A 17,945-nucleotide genomic window follows, 5' to 3' on the forward strand; every position below is an offset into this window, starting at 1 on the left:
AATTATTCCTCCCCTTAATCCTTAAATAAAGTATGGTACGACTTGTAAGCCTGTCGTCTGCGGTAAATTCATTTGAACGTTCATATTTTGAATCGCCTGACCTGCCGCGCCTTTTACTAAATTATCAATTACTCCAATAATCGTTGCGCGGTTCGTGCGTTCATCAAGCTTCACGTGAATATCACAATAGTTCGATCCTTTTACGCGATTTGTTCCCACTGCGTCAGCCTGTTCGATCACCCGTACAAATGGATGAATTGCGTAGGTTTCTTGTAAACAATTCGTTAATTGCTGCTGTGTTACACCTGCCGTTACCTGCGCGTAAGAAGTTGCTAAAATGCCCCGCGTCATCGGCACTAAATGTGTATTGAATGAGATTTTTGTGTCAACACCGGCAAACATCAAAATCGCTTGTTCAATTTCTGGTATATGCTGATGTTCATTAATTTTATAAATTGACAATGATTCATTTGCTTCACTGTAATGTGAACTTTGAGAAGGTTTATTTCCCGCGCCGGAAATCCCACTTTTCGCATCAATGATAAGGAAGCTCGGATCAATTAATTTCTCTTTTATTAATGGAAGAAGCGATAATAGAACAGCGGTAGGATAGCACCCAGGGTTTGCAATTAATTTCGCACCCTCAATATCTTTTTCGTTCCACTCAGTTAAGCCGTATACACTCTCTGCCACTGCTTCTGCTGGTGCAGGCACTTTTTTATACCAATCCTTGTAACATGCTAAATCCTTTAACCTAAAATCCCCCGATAAATCGATCAGCTTCGGCCCTGTACCTAATAGCGGAGGAAAAAGACTGCTCGAAACCCCTGAAGGCGTGCTAGCAAATACAACGTCATATTGCGCTAAGACATCATAATCAATTTTTTTCAGCGGTTGATCATATAAATCAACTAAATGCGGAAACCTCGCTGAAAAAACTGTACCTTCCTCTGATGACGTAAATAGTGCGATGTTTTCTACTTCTTTATGATTATGCAAAAAACGTATTAACTCTAAGCCACCGTACCCAGTAGCACCAATAATTCCAACTTTCACTCCACTCACCCCAAAAATTAGAAATTAACACCTCATTCAAAAAAGAGCGAGATGCAGTCCTTATTTATTTTTTTACCAAAGCCATCCTTTTTTAAAAAACAAGATAAAAATAGTATAGTTCTGTATATTTATATAGTCAACTGTATTTTTATATAATATATCAATATTCCGAATATTAAATATTTAGGCATTATTAATCGGAACAATTGTTTTATTGACTAATACAACCGAGCCAATGGTCAACATGATGCTGACCTTGGTACAATACGTTTCGCTACTAACATATTTATACATAAAAATAAAAATTTCATTAAAAATCGACAAGTTTTTCGAAACAAATTTAACATTTTCTTTATGCGTTAAAAGAAAAATCGGCAAAATCTATTAACTCTTAGATTTTGCCGTCCACTATATTTTATTAATTTCATTGCATAAACATTAACTTTACCTATCTTCTATAAAAAGCTATGAATTATTTAAATATAACTTCCAAACATAATATAGAAAACAATTAGTCTTCCATTGTTGATAGGTCACCTGCTGGAAGATTTAACTCCCACGCCTTTAACACGCGGCGCATGATTTTACCACTACGCGTCTTCGGTAACTTTTCTTTGAATTCAATTTCGCGAGGTGCTGCATGTGCAGATAAGCCTTTTTTCACGAATTCTTTAATATCCGCTTCTAAAGCTTCTGTAGGCTGCACACCTTCACGTAAAGATACGAAGGCTTTAATAATTTCTCCGCGTACCGGGTCTGGCTTACCGATAACACCCGCCTCAATTACATCTGGATGCTCTAGTAGTTTGCTTTCTACTTCAAATGGTCCAACACGCTCACCCGCTGTCATAATTACATCGTCAACGCGACCTTGGAAAAAGAAGTAGCCTTCATCATCCATATAAGCGGAGTCACCAGAGACATACCATTCACCCTTTAAGAAGTAAGATTCATAGCGTTCCGGGTTACCCCAAATTTGGCGCATCATTGCTGGCCAACCACGTTGAATGGCTAAGTTCCCCATTGTATAAGGCGGCACTACATTCCCTGAATCATCTACAATTGTAGCGAATATGCCTGGAACCGGTTTACCCATTGATCCTGGTTTAATATCCAAACTTGGGTAGTTACAAATCATATGGCCACCCGTTTCTGTCATCCACCACGTATCATGAATACGGTGATTAAGCTCGTCCATTCCCCAACGAATAACTTCCGGATTCAACGGTTCCCCAACCGATAATACATGACGTAATGATGATAGATCATAGTTTTCTAAAATATTCGGTCCTGCACCCATTAACATGCGGAAAGCTGTCGGGGCACTGTACCAAACCGTTACACGATAATCTTGAATCGCACCATACCAAGCTTGAGGACTGAAACGACCGCCTAATATTAAGTTCGTTACACCATTCAGCCAAGGACCAAAAATACCATACGCAGTTCCCGTTACCCAACCCGGATCTGCCGTACACCAGTAAATATCCTGTTCTTTTAGATCAAGTACCCACTGAGCTGTTTGATATTGCTGTACCATTGCATAATGGACATGCAATACCCCTTTTGGTGTACCTGTAGAGCCCGATGTGTAATGGAGAAGCATTCCATCTTCCTTATCTACCCATTCAATATCAAAATGACTAGATGCAGTTGCCATCTGTTTGTTGAAATCAACAATTTTCTCTGTTTCTTCAATGTCATCCCCTACAAGAAAAACAGTTTTTAAATGTGGCAATTTTTCTAACGGCACACGGTTAAGTAATGAAGGTGTAGTAACAATTGCTACAGCCTCACTATCTGATAGACGGTCATATATCGCGCCTTCCATAAATGCTTCAAATAATGGTCCAACGATAACGCCCATTTTTAAAGCACCAAGAAGTGAAAAATATAATTCGGGTGAACGTGGCATAAAAACAAACATACGATCACCTTTCTTCATATTTGTCGTACCTTTTAACACATTTGCTGCTTTATTCGTCATCATTTTCATGTCATTAAATGAATACGCTTCTTTGCGCACACCATCATTATAATATAGCGCCACTTTGTTTTTGCGGAATGTTTCAGTATGGCGATCAATAGCTTCGTACGCTATATTTACCTTCCCTGTCTCATACCACGAAAATTCTTTTTCTGTCTCTTTCCAATCATGATTCGCAGCTGTTTCCTCATAGCTTTTAAGGCTATGTTCCCCTGGAAGTGCAGCTAATTTCTCTAATGTCTTCATCCCCATGAAATTACCCCTTTCTCAATAAAACATAAATTCATTTTACAATAAATAAATTAACATTAGCAAAATATTTTTAATTTTTTTACAATTTAGTTATTTTAAGCAAAATTAAGCGTTTTTTCGCATAAAATCTTGTATAATGGAAATATCATATTCGGGTGGTGTAAGAATGAGACATATAAAAACTTTTAATAGTGTTGAAATGGAAACAAAACATGGTACTGTTTTTGTAGAAGGTCCTATTGGCTCTGAGGAACTAGCGCAATATACATTGCATGAAAACCTAGTTGCTTTCCGACCTTCTGAGCAACAAAAAGTAGCGCTCGTAGAAATCGCCAAGTTAGAAGAAGGCCGTATTATTATTATTCGCCAAGGCGATATAGTAGTTGGCTATGTAACTTATTTATATCCGGACCCGTTAGAGCGCTGGGCCGAGGATCGTATTGATAACATGATTGAGCTTGGTGCTATTGAAGTCATACCTGCCTTCCGCGGTACAGGCTCCGGAAAACAAATGCTTAATGTGTCCTTTATGGACGATGAAATGGAAGATTATTTAGTCATTACAACTGAATATTATTGGCATTGGGATTTGAAGGGTACCGGGTTAAACGTATGGGATTACCGTAAGATGATGGAGCGTATGATGAGCTCTGCAGGGTTTAGATACTTTGCAACCGATGACCCTGAAATTACGTCCCATCCAGCAAACTGCCTCATGGCTCGAATTGGCAAACGAGTCGAAGCAGACACAATGGAGCGTTTTGACAAACTCCGCTTCAGAGATCGCTTCATGTATTAATTCTTATGACAAAGGGGATTGTATGAATGATTGTTGAAGAAATTATGAAAACGGATGTACACACGTTACTGCCAGAAAACACTGTACGTGATGCTGTACGTATTATGCGTGAGAAAAAAATACGGCACTTGCCAATCGTGAATGGCAATAATGAAGTAGTTGGAATTGTAACGGAGCATGATATTAAAAATGCGTTGCCGTCCTGCTTACGCGAGGAGCCAAATTCTACGATTTATGATGCGCCAATTGACGATATTATGGTGAAAAATCCGATTGTTGGTCATCCGCTTGATTTTGTGGGGGACGTAGCTCTTACCTTTTATGATGCAAAAATAAGCTGCCTCCCAATTGTTTCTGGTGGTGAACTGATCGGTATTGTTACGACGACGGACTTATTATATACATATATCGAACTAACAGGTGCTCATAAACCTGGATCAAAAATCGATATTCGTGTAACTGACCGTTCAGGCGTCCTATTCGATGTGACGAAAATTTTCAATAATCATAAGGCAAATGTATTAAGTGTACTAATCTATCCAGACTCCGAGAATAAAGAGAATCGTATTTTAAGTATCCGACTGCAAGTGATTAATCCGCTAGCTATTATTAAAGATTTGCGTGCACAAGGCTTTGATGTGTTGTGGCCAAATCTTCCCGGAATTACTTTATGACAAAAAATGCAGTCTTCATTTATTCACCGGATCAGCTTGGATACAAATTTTCAGATTCTCATCCGTTTAACCATAAACGACTTATATTAACGATGGATTTATTAAAAAATATTGGCGCGCTTGATGATGAACATATTATTCCTGCACGTATGGCCACTGACGAAGAAATTGCGCTTGCTCATGATCCGCAATACATCGAGATTGTCAAACGAGCTGGTCGCGGCGAATTAACAAATCAGCAAGGGGAAGCATATGGCATCGGTACAGAAGATACGCCGATGTTTGAAAATATGCACGAGGCGAGTGCCCTGCTTGTTGGGGGTACTTTGCAGGCAGTAGATCAAGTTATGCAAGGAAAAGCTAAACATGCCCTTAATTTAGGTGGCGGACTACATCATGGTTTCCGTGGCCGCGCTTCTGGCTTCTGCATATATAATGACAGCAGCGTAGCCATTCGCTATATTCAAGAAAAATACGGCATGCGCGTGCTTTATGTTGATACAGATGCGCATCACGGTGACGGTGTACAATGGACATTTTATGATGACCCAAATGTATGTACACTCTCAATTCACGAAACCGGCCGTTACCTGTTTCCAGGTACGGGAAATATTACCGAACGCGGCAACGGTGAAGGGTATGGTACTTCATTTAACTTTCCCATTGATGCCTTCACAGAGGATGAAAGCTTCCTTGAGGTGTACGAGCAATCAATGCGCGAAGTATTCGAATTTTTCAAGCCAGATGTCGTGTTAACACAAAATGGAGCCGATGCACATTACTTTGATCCGCTCACACATTTATACGGTACGATGAATATTTACAAAGAAATCCCTAAATTAGCCCACAAATTGGCCCATGAATATTGCAATGGACGTTGGATTGCTGTTGGTGGGGGTGGCTATGATATATGGCGTGTTGTGCCTCGTGCATGGTCAATGGTTTGGCTTGAAATGAATGATCAGGAATTACCAAGTGGACCACTACCACAAGCATGGCTCGATCGCTGGCAGCCAGAGTCACCTGTTCCGTTCATTCCAACATGGGAAGATCCACATCCATTATACGAGCCCATTCCTCGGAAGGCCGAGATTCAAGAAAAGAATGCCCAAATGCTCGCAAAGGCATTACATATGGTCCGCAATGAAAAACGATAAGAAAAAGGATGGAGATGGTTCATATTTTGTGAGCCATCTCCCTTTTTATTTTGAGGAATAATCGAGGTATTTCGGGAGGCGCATCTTCTAAATATTCCCTCGTTTATTGTAAATAACTTTTTGCGTTTGAATCCGTCAAAGGCTTACGATTGATTTGATAAGTAATCTTAATGTCCATCTTCTCGAAAAGTTGTAAAGTAATGCAAAGCTTGTTTGGCCATAAAAAGAGTTAGACAACCCAGATCTATGCCCAGTTAACAGAAAACTTCGATAGGAATTTTTATGAGCGATATTACTAAAAACAAGGTGGTCTCGAAAAAACTATTCGAGACCACCTTGTTATTCTATATGCTTACAAATATCATCCACCAATATCGTCATCCATGCTTCTTGATACGCAGCTTTTCGATGCTTTTCCAGTTGTTCAATCTGTTTTGTGAATAAAGGCGAAGAAACACCTTTTAGCTTTGCAAGTCGCTTGGTGATATCTTCTTCCGATTTTCCTATTTCATACATCTGCTCATCCATTCGCCATAATGATATGTGTTTTCCGTAGCGTTGAATTAATTTATCCGCAATGAGGATTCCTTCTGGATCGATGTCCCCCGAATAAAATAGAGGGCACTGAAAAACTTACGTTTTTTATGATGGTTTCGTTTTTCAAATAAGAATAAGGCACTTTCTGTTCGAATCGAACGGAAAGTGCCTTATTTCTTTGTCTATTACTTACACTTTTTCATTTAGCAGTTTCAATATTCGTTTGAGATTCACCGCAAATATCGTTGTGGCACCTTGGATTTGCATGCCAAATAAACCCGCTGATATGGCTGTTTTATAGCCATGCGGATTTTTTAATTCACTATTTTTCGCCTCTATTTTATAACGGTTTTTCGCAAGCTGTTTAAATGCATCAGTTTCTTGGAAAGCAGCTTGTTCTTCATGTTCAATTGATTTAATGGTCACATTATAGGTTTTACTTTTTGCCTCATCCTTATAACAGCCCTCACGCATCTGGCAGACTTTACATTTTTCAATATCAAAATAAAATGCCATTTTCGGATTTTTATTCTTATTTTTATTCTTAGAAAGTGCCTTTCGAATAGCTAGATGCCCAGCTGGACAGACAAACATACCAGCATCTTTATTGTAATCAAATTCGATTTTTCGTTGTCCGCTACCGTTTGTAATGACTGAATTTAACTTTGAAATTAATTGGAGCTCTTTTGATTTAGCATATTGTAAGTTATCTTTCGCAGAATAAGCGGCGTCACCAATCACCGTTTCAATTTCCATACCTGCCTCTTTACTTTTTTCAACTAGTTCTTGAAGATAATGACCATCACTTTTTTCACCTGTTGTCACAACCGCAGCCGTAATAATTCGTTCATCACTCATCGCAATATGCGTTTTGAAACCAAAGAAAGCCGAGTCAGCCGACTTATGTCCAACCCGCGCATCGGGATCATTTGAATAGCTTAACTGATTCTCATAATCATCAATCACTTCTTTTAAAACATTTAATTTTTCTTTCACAGCCGGGATTTGTGCAACCTTTGATTGCGTTTCCACCACTTCAACTACTTGACGACAGTAATCTAATTCTTCTGTGACTTCATTTGACGTAGGCTTCTCAGGGAATTTTCCAACCATGTTTTCGTCGAGTTGATACACGGCTTTACGTACATTTTTAGATTTTTCCTGTAAAAATTCTTTTGGCGATTTTTGATTATAACGAGCCTTTGTATGGGTAGCGTCAACGATGACCATTTTACTTAGTAGTAGCCCTTTTTCTAAGGCAATTTCAACTGTTTTCTGAATCAGTAAATCTATTAAATTCACATCTTGGAGACGAAGTCGACGGAATTTTGTCAGTGAACTTGAATCGATTACATCATCTTCTGGTGCCATCTCTAAAAAATATTTAAAGGACATATCGTATTTTGAACGCTCGACAAGGTCGGCATCCGATAGATCATGAATCACTTTTAATAGTAAATATTTAAACATACGAATCGGTGGAATCGCGTTACGGCCATTATCTAAACAGTATTTCGATTTTAGTTCGTCTAGAATAAATGAGAAATCCACAAGTTCATTAATTTGGCGAAGCATATTGTCCTTTGGGATAATTAAATCGTACAACGCCATGTACGGGCTCAAATTGAATGTTTCCTGTTTAGAAATCATGGTCGCACCACCTTTTATTAGTACTTTAATTATACAAGAAATGTGTGCGATTATACGAGGGAAGAGCCCTTCTTGTGATGAAAGTAGTTCCAGTTGATTGGAATGGAGGCGGCGACTTCTGCGGGAACAGCACGAGCGGAAGCACCCGGACTGAGCGAAGCGAGGGAGAAGGCTGGAGCCGTGCCCGCGAAAAGCGTCCGCCGGAATGGAAATCAACGGCATCGAAGAAAAAAAGCGTCCAGTAACGAATTTCCGTTCTTGGACGCTCTTACTTATAGCTGAAGGACTTTTTCAGTGCCCTCATAAAATAACCGGCAGCCTTGCTCTATTAATAAATCTAACAAATACCAGGCTGCCATTCTTAATTGCCCATGTGTACAGATTATTGCAGCATTCGGACATGCATCCATTAATTCAGAGGCTACACTTGAATTTTCAACAATCCAAACTTTATTACCCTGAGCAGGGAAAACTTTTTGAACTTTTAATAATTCCTTCATCGGCATATTTAATGCAGCTTGCTCATTGTTCGATGCCTCCCATACCGGATGTAGTTTTTCGTGATGGATCGCTAGCAAACCAGAACACGTTACAAAATTCCATAAGTCATCCCGCAAAATCCCGAATTCCTCTAATAAAGTATTGCGCTCCTCAGTTGTTTTCGGAAAGGAAAGCTCACGATTTAATACACTGTTAGAATACGTATACATAATGTGTAGCAATAACTTCCCTTGATGCGTATTTAAATCGAAAGCATGCGGGTTCCCAGTCGTACGCTGAGCGAAAAATGGTAAGCGCTCATAGCCATTTCTTCCACGCTGACAGAACGCATTATAAACTAATAGGATGGTGTGAAATGCTTGCTCTGCATCTTCTTTAAAATAAGCCCAAATAAACCTGCTATCCGGCATACCTAGTTTAATATGCGTTACCCACCAACCTCCTTCAGGCATCGCATCGTATATACGATTCAAAAATGCTTGCTTCGTTAGTTGAAGCATTTCCTGCTCGTCTTTCTTTGTTTGTAGACGCTCGCCCAACACATCTTCCACTAGTTCAAGTAATGAATAGGAGGAAAATGAAGACTGTGCGAGTTGTTGTTCAAAGCTATTTAACGAGACAATGCCTTTACGAGCTAAAGCATGGGAAGAAACACCTAAAAAGCTCGCAATCGATTCAATTTCACTACTAGGGAAGTCTATTATCGAAACGGTGCCACTCATCCGTGCAAGAGAACGATATTTTTGCTTAAAAAGTTGAAATAGCTTGATGAAGGCCAGATCCGACTTGAAAATTTGTGTACTGCTCACACGATGGCCTCCTTATATACTCAACATGCGCTGTTTTCCGTTCCATTTATACGGAATTACGGTAACAAAATCTGCATTTTTCGGACGTACAATTTCTGCAATCGATAAACTTGGCACCGTATCATAATCTCCCCACAATGCTTGTGAGTTCATAATATAATTAAAGCCGAGCTGCTCCACTACCTCAAACATATCTCGAATGTTTTGTTCATCTACCCCTGCAAATGCTTCATCTAATGAAATAATATACGGTGCCATATCATGCGCCTCTTTGTAGCGAGAATAAGCGGCCGTAAAGAGCGGAATATACATCGCCATCGCTTTTTCACCGCCACTAAAACGGAAAAACGCATTATTTGTGAGTTCCCGTTTTTTCTCATTTACTCGACTAAATGACAGTATGAAAGTAAACCATTTCCGGTAGTCCAATACTTCTTTTAATACTTGATGGAGTGAGACACCTTCATTTCGCAATGAAATAAGCTCCTTCGCCCGCTCAATACGCGAACGGAAATGCTTCGTTATTTTATTTAAATCCTCTTCATTTAAAAATTTACTATTGCGCTGTAGCAATTGAATCAGCTCTCTAGTATCAAGTTCATCCTCAGTCTCAGCAGTTAACGGTTTCCAACTAATTGAAAAAAGTAGACCTGAAGAATTATCACGACTTGCCATAATTTGATCCATTTCCTTTACCCATTGCCCCGCACGTTCAATCCGACGACGTAATATTGTACCGACTGAGTTTACAATAATATCTTCATAGAGCTCTCGGTCCTGCTCATCCAGTAAATGCCTACTTTTTATCAATTCTTCATTTAGTACTTTATGAAGATAATACGGACTCACTCGCTGACCACGGTACTCCATTTGGATAATGCGGCGACCTCGCTTCTGATCAAACTCATTCACAAAAAGCTTAAATGTATCATCTGCTACTTCTACTAATTCTGGTAGCTTGTCTACATCTTCTGTGAAATCCATCATTCGGTATTCTGTTAAATATGCCTGCTCAGTTAAAAAGCTTTTTGATAATTGCTCGAGTAGCTTAGATCGCTCATATTTTTGTAAAATAGGTTTGAACTGCGCCGAAATTGCTACCGCATCATTTTGTTCTAATGGAATAAAACCTAGTTCTAGCTCAAAAGCAAGTGCCTGTTGCCATTGTGAGCTTAGCTGTTGCCAAAACATTACTTCTTTTTTAGTTTGCTCTATATTCTGCTCATTCGTTCTTAAATTTTGCTGTGCTTGTGGAAGTTCGTTATGAACATTATAAATTAGGTTATTTAGTTCCTTTAATTGTGTCTGAACTGTTTCAATGCGTTGGCGGATTTGTTCAATGCCCTCTAATTGTAATTGTTGCTCAATCGACTTTATTTTCGCTTTACTTTCACTAATGGCTTGTTCACAATCAATGCATTCATTATGGTATTCTTCAATATTTTCATCGATTTCATCTAGCCTTAGTTGAACATCTTTTATGCGTTGATTTACATTACGAATTTCCACATGCCACACTATAAACTGACTCAGTCCACTACGATAAGCATCCATCGCTTGAATCGCTTGCTCTAACACTTCCTTTGTTAAAGCTTTATTTAATTGCCCACTGATTTCTCTTAATTGTTGGCGTAATTTCATTAATTCATTTCTTGTTTTCTTCCACGTCTCATCAATTTTATCCTGCTCCTTCTTTTCACTCTCAAGTAGAAGCTGTTTACTTGAAATTTCGTCCTGGAGATCTTGTAAGTGCTTGTCACTCGGAAGCGTTTCTAGCCATGCTTGAACTTGAATGAGCTGTTCATGTAGCGACTCAATTTTTTGCTCCAGTAGCATGAGCTCATTCTTACACATAGTGATGCGTTGCTCGGTTTCCTGAATTTTCTCCTGTTGATAACGTTTTCTTGATGTTCTACCGATAAACTTTGATGGACCGTCATATGGCGCATGACCTACTAAGCAACCAATTGTGTAATGGCCCTGCTCATCAATTGAAAACATCTCTCCTTCGTTACTAATCGGGATGCTTCGTAACACTTCGTCCACTACTACGCTTGAAATACCGCTATTTCCATCCATATCTGGCTGTAAAAAATCAGCAAGTGTATAGCCAAGTAACTGCGGCTGCGGACGAATCACTGCATCTTCTTGCAACTTGATCGCATCCAATGTGAGAAGGCTATCTAAAATCCCTACTTTAGCTAAAGCCGCCTCTAGACGTTCCTTTTGCTGCTCTGTCACATGCGCTTGAAATTCAACCACCGCATAGAACGGAACCATTGGAATATTTTGTTGCGCTAGCTTTTCACGAAACGCTATTGTACCTAGTGCTCTTTCCGGCTCAATCATTTTTTCTGATTTCAAACTGATAAGATGTTCATGTAGCTCTTTCAACAGATGCTCTTTATCTGTTTTCACATGTTTTTCTAACTCAATCGACGCTAAAATGCTTCCCCGGTAGTGACTAATCACTTCATCTAAAAGGGTACGTACCTTATCAAATCGATTTTCATCATACAAACCATGAATTGCACGGGCTATTTGTTGTCTCTGCTCGGCAGTAAAGGGCAGTAGGGGGTGCTGATCAATCCACTGAAAAATGTCCACTTCTAGCTTTTGCTGCTCTTCGTCAAACCAGCGTCTACACTGTTCAAGTTCTTTTTGTAGTATATCGATTTACTGACGCTTTGCAGATGAATTATGCTCAAATTCTTTATATTCGTCGTGGTATAGTTGTTCTTTTTCAACTAACTTTTCTACTTGGCGCAGGTAATCTAAATGCCCCTTCGCTTCCTTCTCCCATAGTGTGAAGTCAAATGGTGTAGCTCTTGGTTTTTGCGAATCCTCTTTGTTAATCGCATGCTGAATGAAAGCCGATTCTTCCGCGTCATCACCCATTATATCGAGCTGTTCCTGCTGTTTTTTCTGAAACGTATATAGATCATCCTGTAGCTCTCTGTCTTCATCTACCGCATGACGATGCTTTTTCTTTTGCTCTTCTACTTTGTCTGAGTAATTTTGTAGCTGTTGTTCTTTCTTTAATAATTCTTCCGTCTGTGTTGTTAAATCCTTCTGCAATCGCCAAACTTCATGGTTCTGCAAGGATTGCTCTTCTTCCTCCGCAACCCCTTTTTCGATATAGTATTGCTTCTGGTCTAATTTAAGTTGCTCAATTAGTTGCTGCAACTGATGCGCCTCTGTTATTAAGCGTTCGTTCTCATTCGTAACATTCTCTAGCTTTGCTTGAGCCTGCGCTACTTTTTCTGCACGCTCGGCTAGCATATAGTGGTTGTACGGGTCATACTGCTTCATCAGCTTTTCATTGGCTGTAAATTCGCGTTCAAGCTGATCTAATTGCTGTTGTGTTTGATCCATACTTTCGATTGTTTCCGATAAATGACGTAGCTCCTCATCTGAAAGTGGAGGCAATGCCGATTCTAAAATTTCATAAATGACGGTCGGCTTAAAGTCCTTTGAGAGCTTCGGGCTGCGTAGCTGAATTAGTAGCTTGATTAAATCTTCATAGGCTTCTGTGGACTCAAAGCCAAATACATATTTATTTACTAATTCTAAATATTCTCGTTGTGAATGAACAACATGACCTCCTGTTGCAATTCGATTCTCGAGTTCCTTTGCAGATAATGGTACCGGCTCATCACCTGTTTTATGCGCAAGCTCAAAATCCATATGAATTCGACGGTTATCCGTAATAACGAAATACCAGGACTTTAACCCTTTATTGCGTCTTGCCTGCATGCCAATACCAGTTGTAATGTATTGTTCTGCCCCTTGCTTTTTATATTCAATAAAAAGATAGCCTGTCCGTTCTTCCCGATCGACAATTTCCTTTTCTCCTAATAAGTAATCTTCCATTCTTCTCGCCTTGGAGCCAAAAGGATCGAGTCGGTCCGGAGATTTTCGACCATCTAAAAGTACAGGAATAAAGCTTTGCATGGTAACTGATTTCCCTGACCCATTCGTTCCACGTAACAATAGCTTGCCATCTTCAAAATGAAAAATTTCCTCGTCGTAATACCAAAAATTAAGTAATCCTGCCCGATTCATCACCCATTTATTTGGATTCATCAAGTGTACCTCCTTCATAATCATTTGGATAACTGCCCGCCAGTACGCCTAATAGGGGCTTAATTTTTATAAAAGTATCATCGCATTCTGCCATTATCCATTCTTCTAATGCGCCGACTAGCTCAATACGAATTGCATTTGTTGATTTATCACGAAAATATTTCGACCACCCTAGACCGAACTGTTGTTTTAAATCATCCACAATCTGATTGAACTGGCTTTCTGTTAAAATGATTTCCCCATTTTCTCGTATTTGATAACGCTCGCTATGCGTATGGATATAGTGTGAAAGCTGTAATATTAGATCGGATACAGCCTTTGTATTTGGAAATTGTTGATGATGCTGCTTCGTATCCGTATGAGATAACAATGCAACATTTTTGAAGACATGTAACTTATATTCACTATGCTTTTCAATATCATCACTTAAACGATTACGGAAATTTCGAATATATAAAAAATCCGGATCGTTCTGACTTACCCGGTGCATACCTGGAGACATAAACAACCGACGATAAACACGTTTTCGGCGTTCATCATCTGTAGTAAACTTCAAATCCTCTTGTAGCAGCTGCTCCCAATGTGTGTAGCTCGTAAAATCATCTGGATATGTACGCATAAAATAACGGCTATAAATCGTCGCCTCGTATAAAACTTCTTCCTGGTCGTTATGATCAAACCGATTCAAATCCCCATCAATCGTACGAATTAGACTGAAATCTAGTAACGTCTTCATTACACGGATAAGTGTTTTTCTATGACTAAACAGCGTCCAATCAATTTCCAACTCTTCCGGACAATCTAAACGAATTTCCTCACATGCCTCAGATAATAAAAACTGTTCGTCCACTGACTTACTCTCTAAAAATCCGAGTGCACAGCAAAAAACAGTATAGTCCATCGTTTCTGAGAACTGCTTAATGCCCATCCAACTTTCAGCCATAACTGGAATCTTCTCTAACTTTATAAAATGCTGATGGACAATTAATCGCATTCCGAATTTTTCATCTATATAACGACGTAGCACTTTCTCACGCTCACGCACAATTCTATATATGTCAGGTTGTTCTTCACGTAAAATCCAATAATATTGCAATAAATAATCTAGTCCTTGTACAGCCTTTTCATCGAATAATAGTTCTTCAGCCATTCGCTCACCTCACGCTTCAAACTCAAAAAGCACATCAGGCATTTGTAACGTCCCATCTAGGGCATGTAATGTAATCCACTCTTCTAGAACCGTTACCTTTACCGTCATGCCGTAATCTGTTTTTACTTTATTTGTTTTACTAGCCCTTGCTTTGGCAATCCAGCTTAGTAGCAATTTCCGTATATACGGTTCTACTTCATTTAATGTAGAAAGCTGAATTTGATCCTCCTTAATATATCGCAACAACAATGCACGTTCCTTATCGCGCTCTGCCAAATAAGCCTCCTGCTGCTGTCGCTTTTGTTCAGTATTTAGACGCATCGCACTTGCCTTCGTCTTTTCTCGGTAACGATTTGTCCTTGGTTTAATTTCTACATAAACGGGCTGTTCTTCCCATGTATCAACATAGAAATTGTCCGTCGTATAAGTATCCACTTGTAAATGTTGTACAGACATAGCTCCAAATACAATAGATGAAAGCTCGTGTGCTTGTTGAAGTGTTTCACAACGGCTAAACCATTTCGATAAATGCAAATAATCATTTTTACGACTTTTAAAATGAAGCTGGCGTTCGCCAATACGCTGTACATAACGTGTTATACGACGAATCATTTCATTCGTTTGCCATTGCAATACGTCAAACTCACTTTTTTGTGCAGTCGTACCGATAAACCAGCGTTGAATAGTTTTCCAGTATTCTTCGTATTCAGTACGCCATTCTTCTTCAGTAGCAACAAGCTCTTCTAAGCGTGGTGCACTTTTCCTATGTGTAATAAGCTTAGCGAACAGAGGCTGTAACTTTGCTAACGACAATGTTTGCAGGACATCAATAATCTGCAAAGAAGTCTTTTGAAGTGACACGATAAAATCACGTAAATAATTTGTGAATTGATTTTTATATACGAGAAAGGCTTCCGTTTGCATTCGCTGATCTGTTTTTTCACTATTTATGTACGCAATATAATCGGCTGTACTCGTACGAATCAACTTAAAATATTGCAGGACATCCTCCCAAATACGTGTTGCTTCTTCAGGTGAAACCTCCTCACCCATCTGCACAAGCTTTAATAAGGCTGTGAACAAGCGATCAAATTGCGTTTTTTCAAGAGAGCCCTGAAACGTATCATCTACTTTACGCTCTAACTCTACTAACATCCGTTCAATTTCAATCGTATATGGCGTTGGCTGATAGCGGAATCGCTTCTTTTTATATTCCTCAATTGTTTTTGCATTCGTCATATCCTGTCTTGCCGATAAATTATTCCACTTTACGAGTTGCGCTAGTTGCTGATGTAGCTGTTCCTCCTCATAAAGGGTAAACGAGGGCATTGAGCGCAGATAAGAGAGGATTTCCTCTGGTGTTATAAAATCACGCATCCGTTCATGCTGACTGTAACAATAGCGTAAAATTGTTCGATATTGAGGGGCAGATTCTGCAGTTAAATAGCTTGCCTCTATAATCTTTCTCATCGGATGCTCCATGGAATCCCTCCAAAGTTAAATGTTCTTTCGAAATGTTTAATATGTTCAAAATAAAAGGCTATCTAAAAGTACAATACATACTTTACAGATAACCTACATATTATTCCGTCGAATCACGCACTTCAATACGGTGAGGCAATATCACCGTCTGCTCGTCGACTTCTTCTTTATTCATATATTTCGTTAATAATCGCATTGCTACAGCACCGATATCATATAAGGGAAGGACAATACTTGTTAGTTGCGGGCGCACCATGCGTGCCAGCTTCGAGTTTTCAAAGCTGATGACTTCCACATCCCCTGGAACTGTTTTTCCGCTATCCTGTATCCCGTGAATTAAACCAATTGCGAGTTCATCATTACCTGCGAAAATAGCAGTTGGTGGGTATTCTAATGTACTTAGCGTTTCCCATGCCGCAAGACCGCTGTCATATGAGCTGTTATCGGCAACGATTAATGCTTCATCAATAGCGATACCTGCATTTTCTAACGCCTTTTTGTATGCCTGTAATTTGTATTCACCGTTTACAGTATATTGTAATGGCCCAGAAACAAAGGCAATTCGCTCATGACCATTAGTTAGTAAAAGCTGAATCCCCTCGTACGCTGCTTGCTGATAATCAATATTGACAGTTGCAATTATTTCAGATGCAGCAATAGATCCCGCTAGCACAATTGGTACCGGTGAATGTTCAATAGCCTGCTGAATACGTGGAGTAACTTCATCACTCATCATCACAATGCCATCTACTTGCTTGCCAAGCATCGTATCTAAAAGGGTTAATTCTTTTTCTTCATTTTGGTCAGAGTTCGCTAAAATGATATTATAGCGGTACATTGTCGCAATATCTTCAATACCGCGCGCAAGCTCCGCATATAAATTATTTGAAATATCTGGGATGATAACCCCTACTGACGTTGTTTTCTTACTCGCTAAACCACGCGCTACTGCATTTGGTCTATACTCTAATCGTTCAATTACTTCAAGCACTTTTTTGCGTGTTGCTGGCTTCACATTTTGGTTGCCGTTTACAACTCGTGATACAGTCGCCATCGAAACATTTGCTTCACGTGCAACATCATAAATCGTGACAGTCAAAGGAATCTCCCTCCTTTACATCCATTCTTATTCCCATCATATAATACTTTCATTTCTATTTTCAATAATAATCAGAAGGAATAATTGAATATCGACTAAATATGTCGGATTTATTAATATCATGCGTCATCTCAGCGACTTATAGTTCATGATTACTCCTATTAAAAAAACAATTCCATTGCAACTCAATCCTTTCGTGCCTTTGATGTTGTGCACGTAGATTAAAACTATAATTTCTTATTTTTCATATTTGCAATAAGCTTTTTCTGCAAGTTTATATACTGTTTAAGTTCCTCATCATCAAATACTTCAAATAGCTCTATATACAATTTCTCACCAATTTTTTGGGCCTCTTTTAAGGCTTCAATACCTTTTGGCGTAATTTGTAAGTGAATTGTACGGCGATCATTGTCATCATAAAGACGTTCAGCAAGCCCTAAATCAACTAACTTAGTGGCGATATTCGTCATTGCACCTTTTGTATATCCAATTACTTCTGCTAAATCCACTTGCTTGCGTGGACCTTTCGCCCGTAATTCACCTAATACTAAAATTGGCGAGATACTAACCGGATATGGAAATTCTCTTGTAAAGCGGACAATATTTTCATTCCTCACTTGTTCAATCATATGAATCAATTGAAAAATACTCTTTTTTTCCATTATAAATCGATCCTTTTTAGGACATTATCGTAATTGAGAGCTAC

The 17,945-nt window shown here is 39.1% G+C and carries 13 protein-coding genes and 1 pseudogene; 3 read left to right on the plus strand and 11 right to left on the minus strand.

Annotated features, from left to right (window positions below; genetic code table 11):
• Positions 1-21: 21 nt before the first annotated feature.
• Complete coding sequence (gene argC, locus MHH87_RS12990; RefSeq protein ID WP_340749726.1) at positions 22-1,056, minus strand: N-acetyl-gamma-glutamyl-phosphate reductase; 1,035 nt, start codon at positions 1,054-1,056, stop codon at positions 22-24.
• A gap of 511 nt (positions 1,057-1,567) precedes the next feature.
• Entirely contained in the window at positions 1,568-3,295 is a 1,728-nt protein-coding gene (acsA, locus tag MHH87_RS12995) for an acetate--CoA ligase (RefSeq protein ID WP_445683095.1), read from the minus strand.
• Positions 3,296-3,461: 166 nt separating this feature from the next.
• On the opposite strand from acsA, the gene MHH87_RS13000 reads away from it, so the two are divergent.
• From MHH87_RS13000 to MHH87_RS13010, 3 genes are read left to right on the plus strand one after another with little or no spacing between them, the layout of a single operon-like run.
• Positions 3,462-4,094 (plus strand): GNAT family N-acetyltransferase, encoded by a 633-nt coding sequence (locus MHH87_RS13000; protein ID WP_340749727.1) that lies wholly within the window; start codon positions 3,462-3,464, stop codon positions 4,092-4,094.
• 26 nt (positions 4,095-4,120) lie between these two features.
• Positions 4,121-4,768 (plus strand): acetoin utilization AcuB family protein, encoded by a 648-nt coding sequence (locus MHH87_RS13005; RefSeq protein WP_340749728.1) that lies wholly within the window; start codon positions 4,121-4,123, stop codon positions 4,766-4,768.
• Positions 4,765-5,925 (plus strand): acetoin utilization protein AcuC, encoded by a 1,161-nt coding sequence (locus tag MHH87_RS13010; protein WP_340749729.1) that lies wholly within the window; start codon positions 4,765-4,767, stop codon positions 5,923-5,925. The genes MHH87_RS13005 and MHH87_RS13010 overlap by 4 nt, the downstream gene beginning before the upstream one ends.
• Positions 5,926-6,264: 339 nt before the next feature.
• Here the strand turns inward: MHH87_RS13010 and MHH87_RS13015 are convergent.
• The 9 genes and pseudogenes from MHH87_RS13015 to MHH87_RS13055 all read right to left on the minus strand — a co-directional run.
• Positions 6,265-6,537, minus strand: a pseudogene (locus tag MHH87_RS13015) (DUF2399 domain-containing protein); the annotation flags it as partial.
• Between the two features lie 114 nt (positions 6,538-6,651).
• Positions 6,652-8,112, minus strand: a complete 1,461-nt coding sequence (locus MHH87_RS13020) for an IS1182 family transposase (protein ID WP_340747541.1) — start codon at positions 8,110-8,112, stop codon at positions 6,652-6,654.
• Positions 8,113-8,384: 272 nt separating this feature from the next.
• Positions 8,385-9,422 (minus strand): TIGR02679 domain-containing protein, encoded by a 1,038-nt coding sequence (locus MHH87_RS13025; RefSeq protein WP_340749730.1) that lies wholly within the window; start codon positions 9,420-9,422, stop codon positions 8,385-8,387.
• A 12-nt stretch (positions 9,423-9,434) separates the two neighbouring features.
• Entirely contained in the window at positions 9,435-12,029 is a 2,595-nt protein-coding gene (locus MHH87_RS13030; protein ID WP_340749731.1) for a TIGR02680 family protein, read from the minus strand.
• 69 nt (positions 12,030-12,098) lie between these two features.
• Positions 12,099-13,508 carry a hypothetical protein gene (locus MHH87_RS13035; RefSeq protein ID WP_340749732.1) on the minus strand — a complete coding sequence of 470 codons (1,410 nt, stop codon included), beginning with the start codon at positions 13,506-13,508 and terminating at the stop codon, positions 12,099-12,101.
• The gene (locus tag MHH87_RS13040; RefSeq protein ID WP_340749733.1) at positions 13,495-14,658 is read right to left on the minus strand and encodes a TIGR02678 family protein; all 1,164 of its coding nucleotides are present in this window, start codon (positions 14,656-14,658) and stop codon (positions 13,495-13,497) included. Before MHH87_RS13040 ends, MHH87_RS13035 begins: the two co-directional genes overlap by 14 nt.
• Positions 14,659-14,667: 9 nt before the next feature.
• Entirely contained in the window at positions 14,668-16,140 is a 1,473-nt protein-coding gene (locus MHH87_RS13045; RefSeq protein ID WP_340749734.1) for a TIGR02677 family protein, read from the minus strand.
• 100 nt (positions 16,141-16,240) lie between these two features.
• Positions 16,241-17,239: a catabolite control protein A gene (ccpA, locus tag MHH87_RS13050; protein ID WP_340749735.1), complete on the minus strand. Its 999-nt coding sequence runs from the start codon at positions 17,237-17,239 to the stop codon at positions 16,241-16,243.
• Between the two features lie 227 nt (positions 17,240-17,466).
• On the minus strand, positions 17,467-17,901 hold the full coding sequence (locus tag MHH87_RS13055; protein ID WP_340749736.1) for a MarR family winged helix-turn-helix transcriptional regulator: 435 nt from the start codon (positions 17,899-17,901) through the stop codon (positions 17,467-17,469).
• Between the last annotated feature and the right edge of the window lie 44 nt (positions 17,902-17,945).

The organism is Solibacillus sp. FSL H8-0538, from assembly GCF_038003525.1.
GTDB lineage: Bacteria > Bacillota > Bacilli > Bacillales_A > Planococcaceae > JBBOPI01.

Coding starts and splice junctions, on each gene's coding strand:
- acsA (WP_445683095.1), bottom strand. CDS start 3,295: ATGGGGATGAAGACATTAGAGAAATTAGCTGCACTTCCAGGGGAACAT.
- MHH87_RS13040 (WP_340749733.1), bottom strand. CDS start 14,658: ATGGCTGAAGAACTATTATTCGATGAAAAGGCTGTACAAGGACTAGAT.
- MHH87_RS13010 (WP_340749729.1), top strand. CDS start 4,765: ATGACAAAAAATGCAGTCTTCATTTATTCACCGGATCAGCTTGGATAC.
- MHH87_RS13045 (WP_340749734.1), bottom strand. CDS start 16,140: ATGGAGCATCCGATGAGAAAGATTATAGAGGCAAGCTATTTAACTGCA.
- MHH87_RS13000 (WP_340749727.1), top strand. CDS start 3,462: ATGAGACATATAAAAACTTTTAATAGTGTTGAAATGGAAACAAAACAT.
- MHH87_RS13055 (WP_340749736.1), bottom strand. CDS start 17,901: ATGGAAAAAAAGAGTATTTTTCAATTGATTCATATGATTGAACAAGTG.
- MHH87_RS13005 (WP_340749728.1), top strand. CDS start 4,121: ATGATTGTTGAAGAAATTATGAAAACGGATGTACACACGTTACTGCCA.
- MHH87_RS13035 (WP_340749732.1), bottom strand. CDS start 13,508: ATGAATCCAAATAAATGGGTGATGAATCGGGCAGGATTACTTAATTTT.
- MHH87_RS13020 (WP_340747541.1), bottom strand. CDS start 8,112: ATGATTTCTAAACAGGAAACATTCAATTTGAGCCCGTACATGGCGTTG.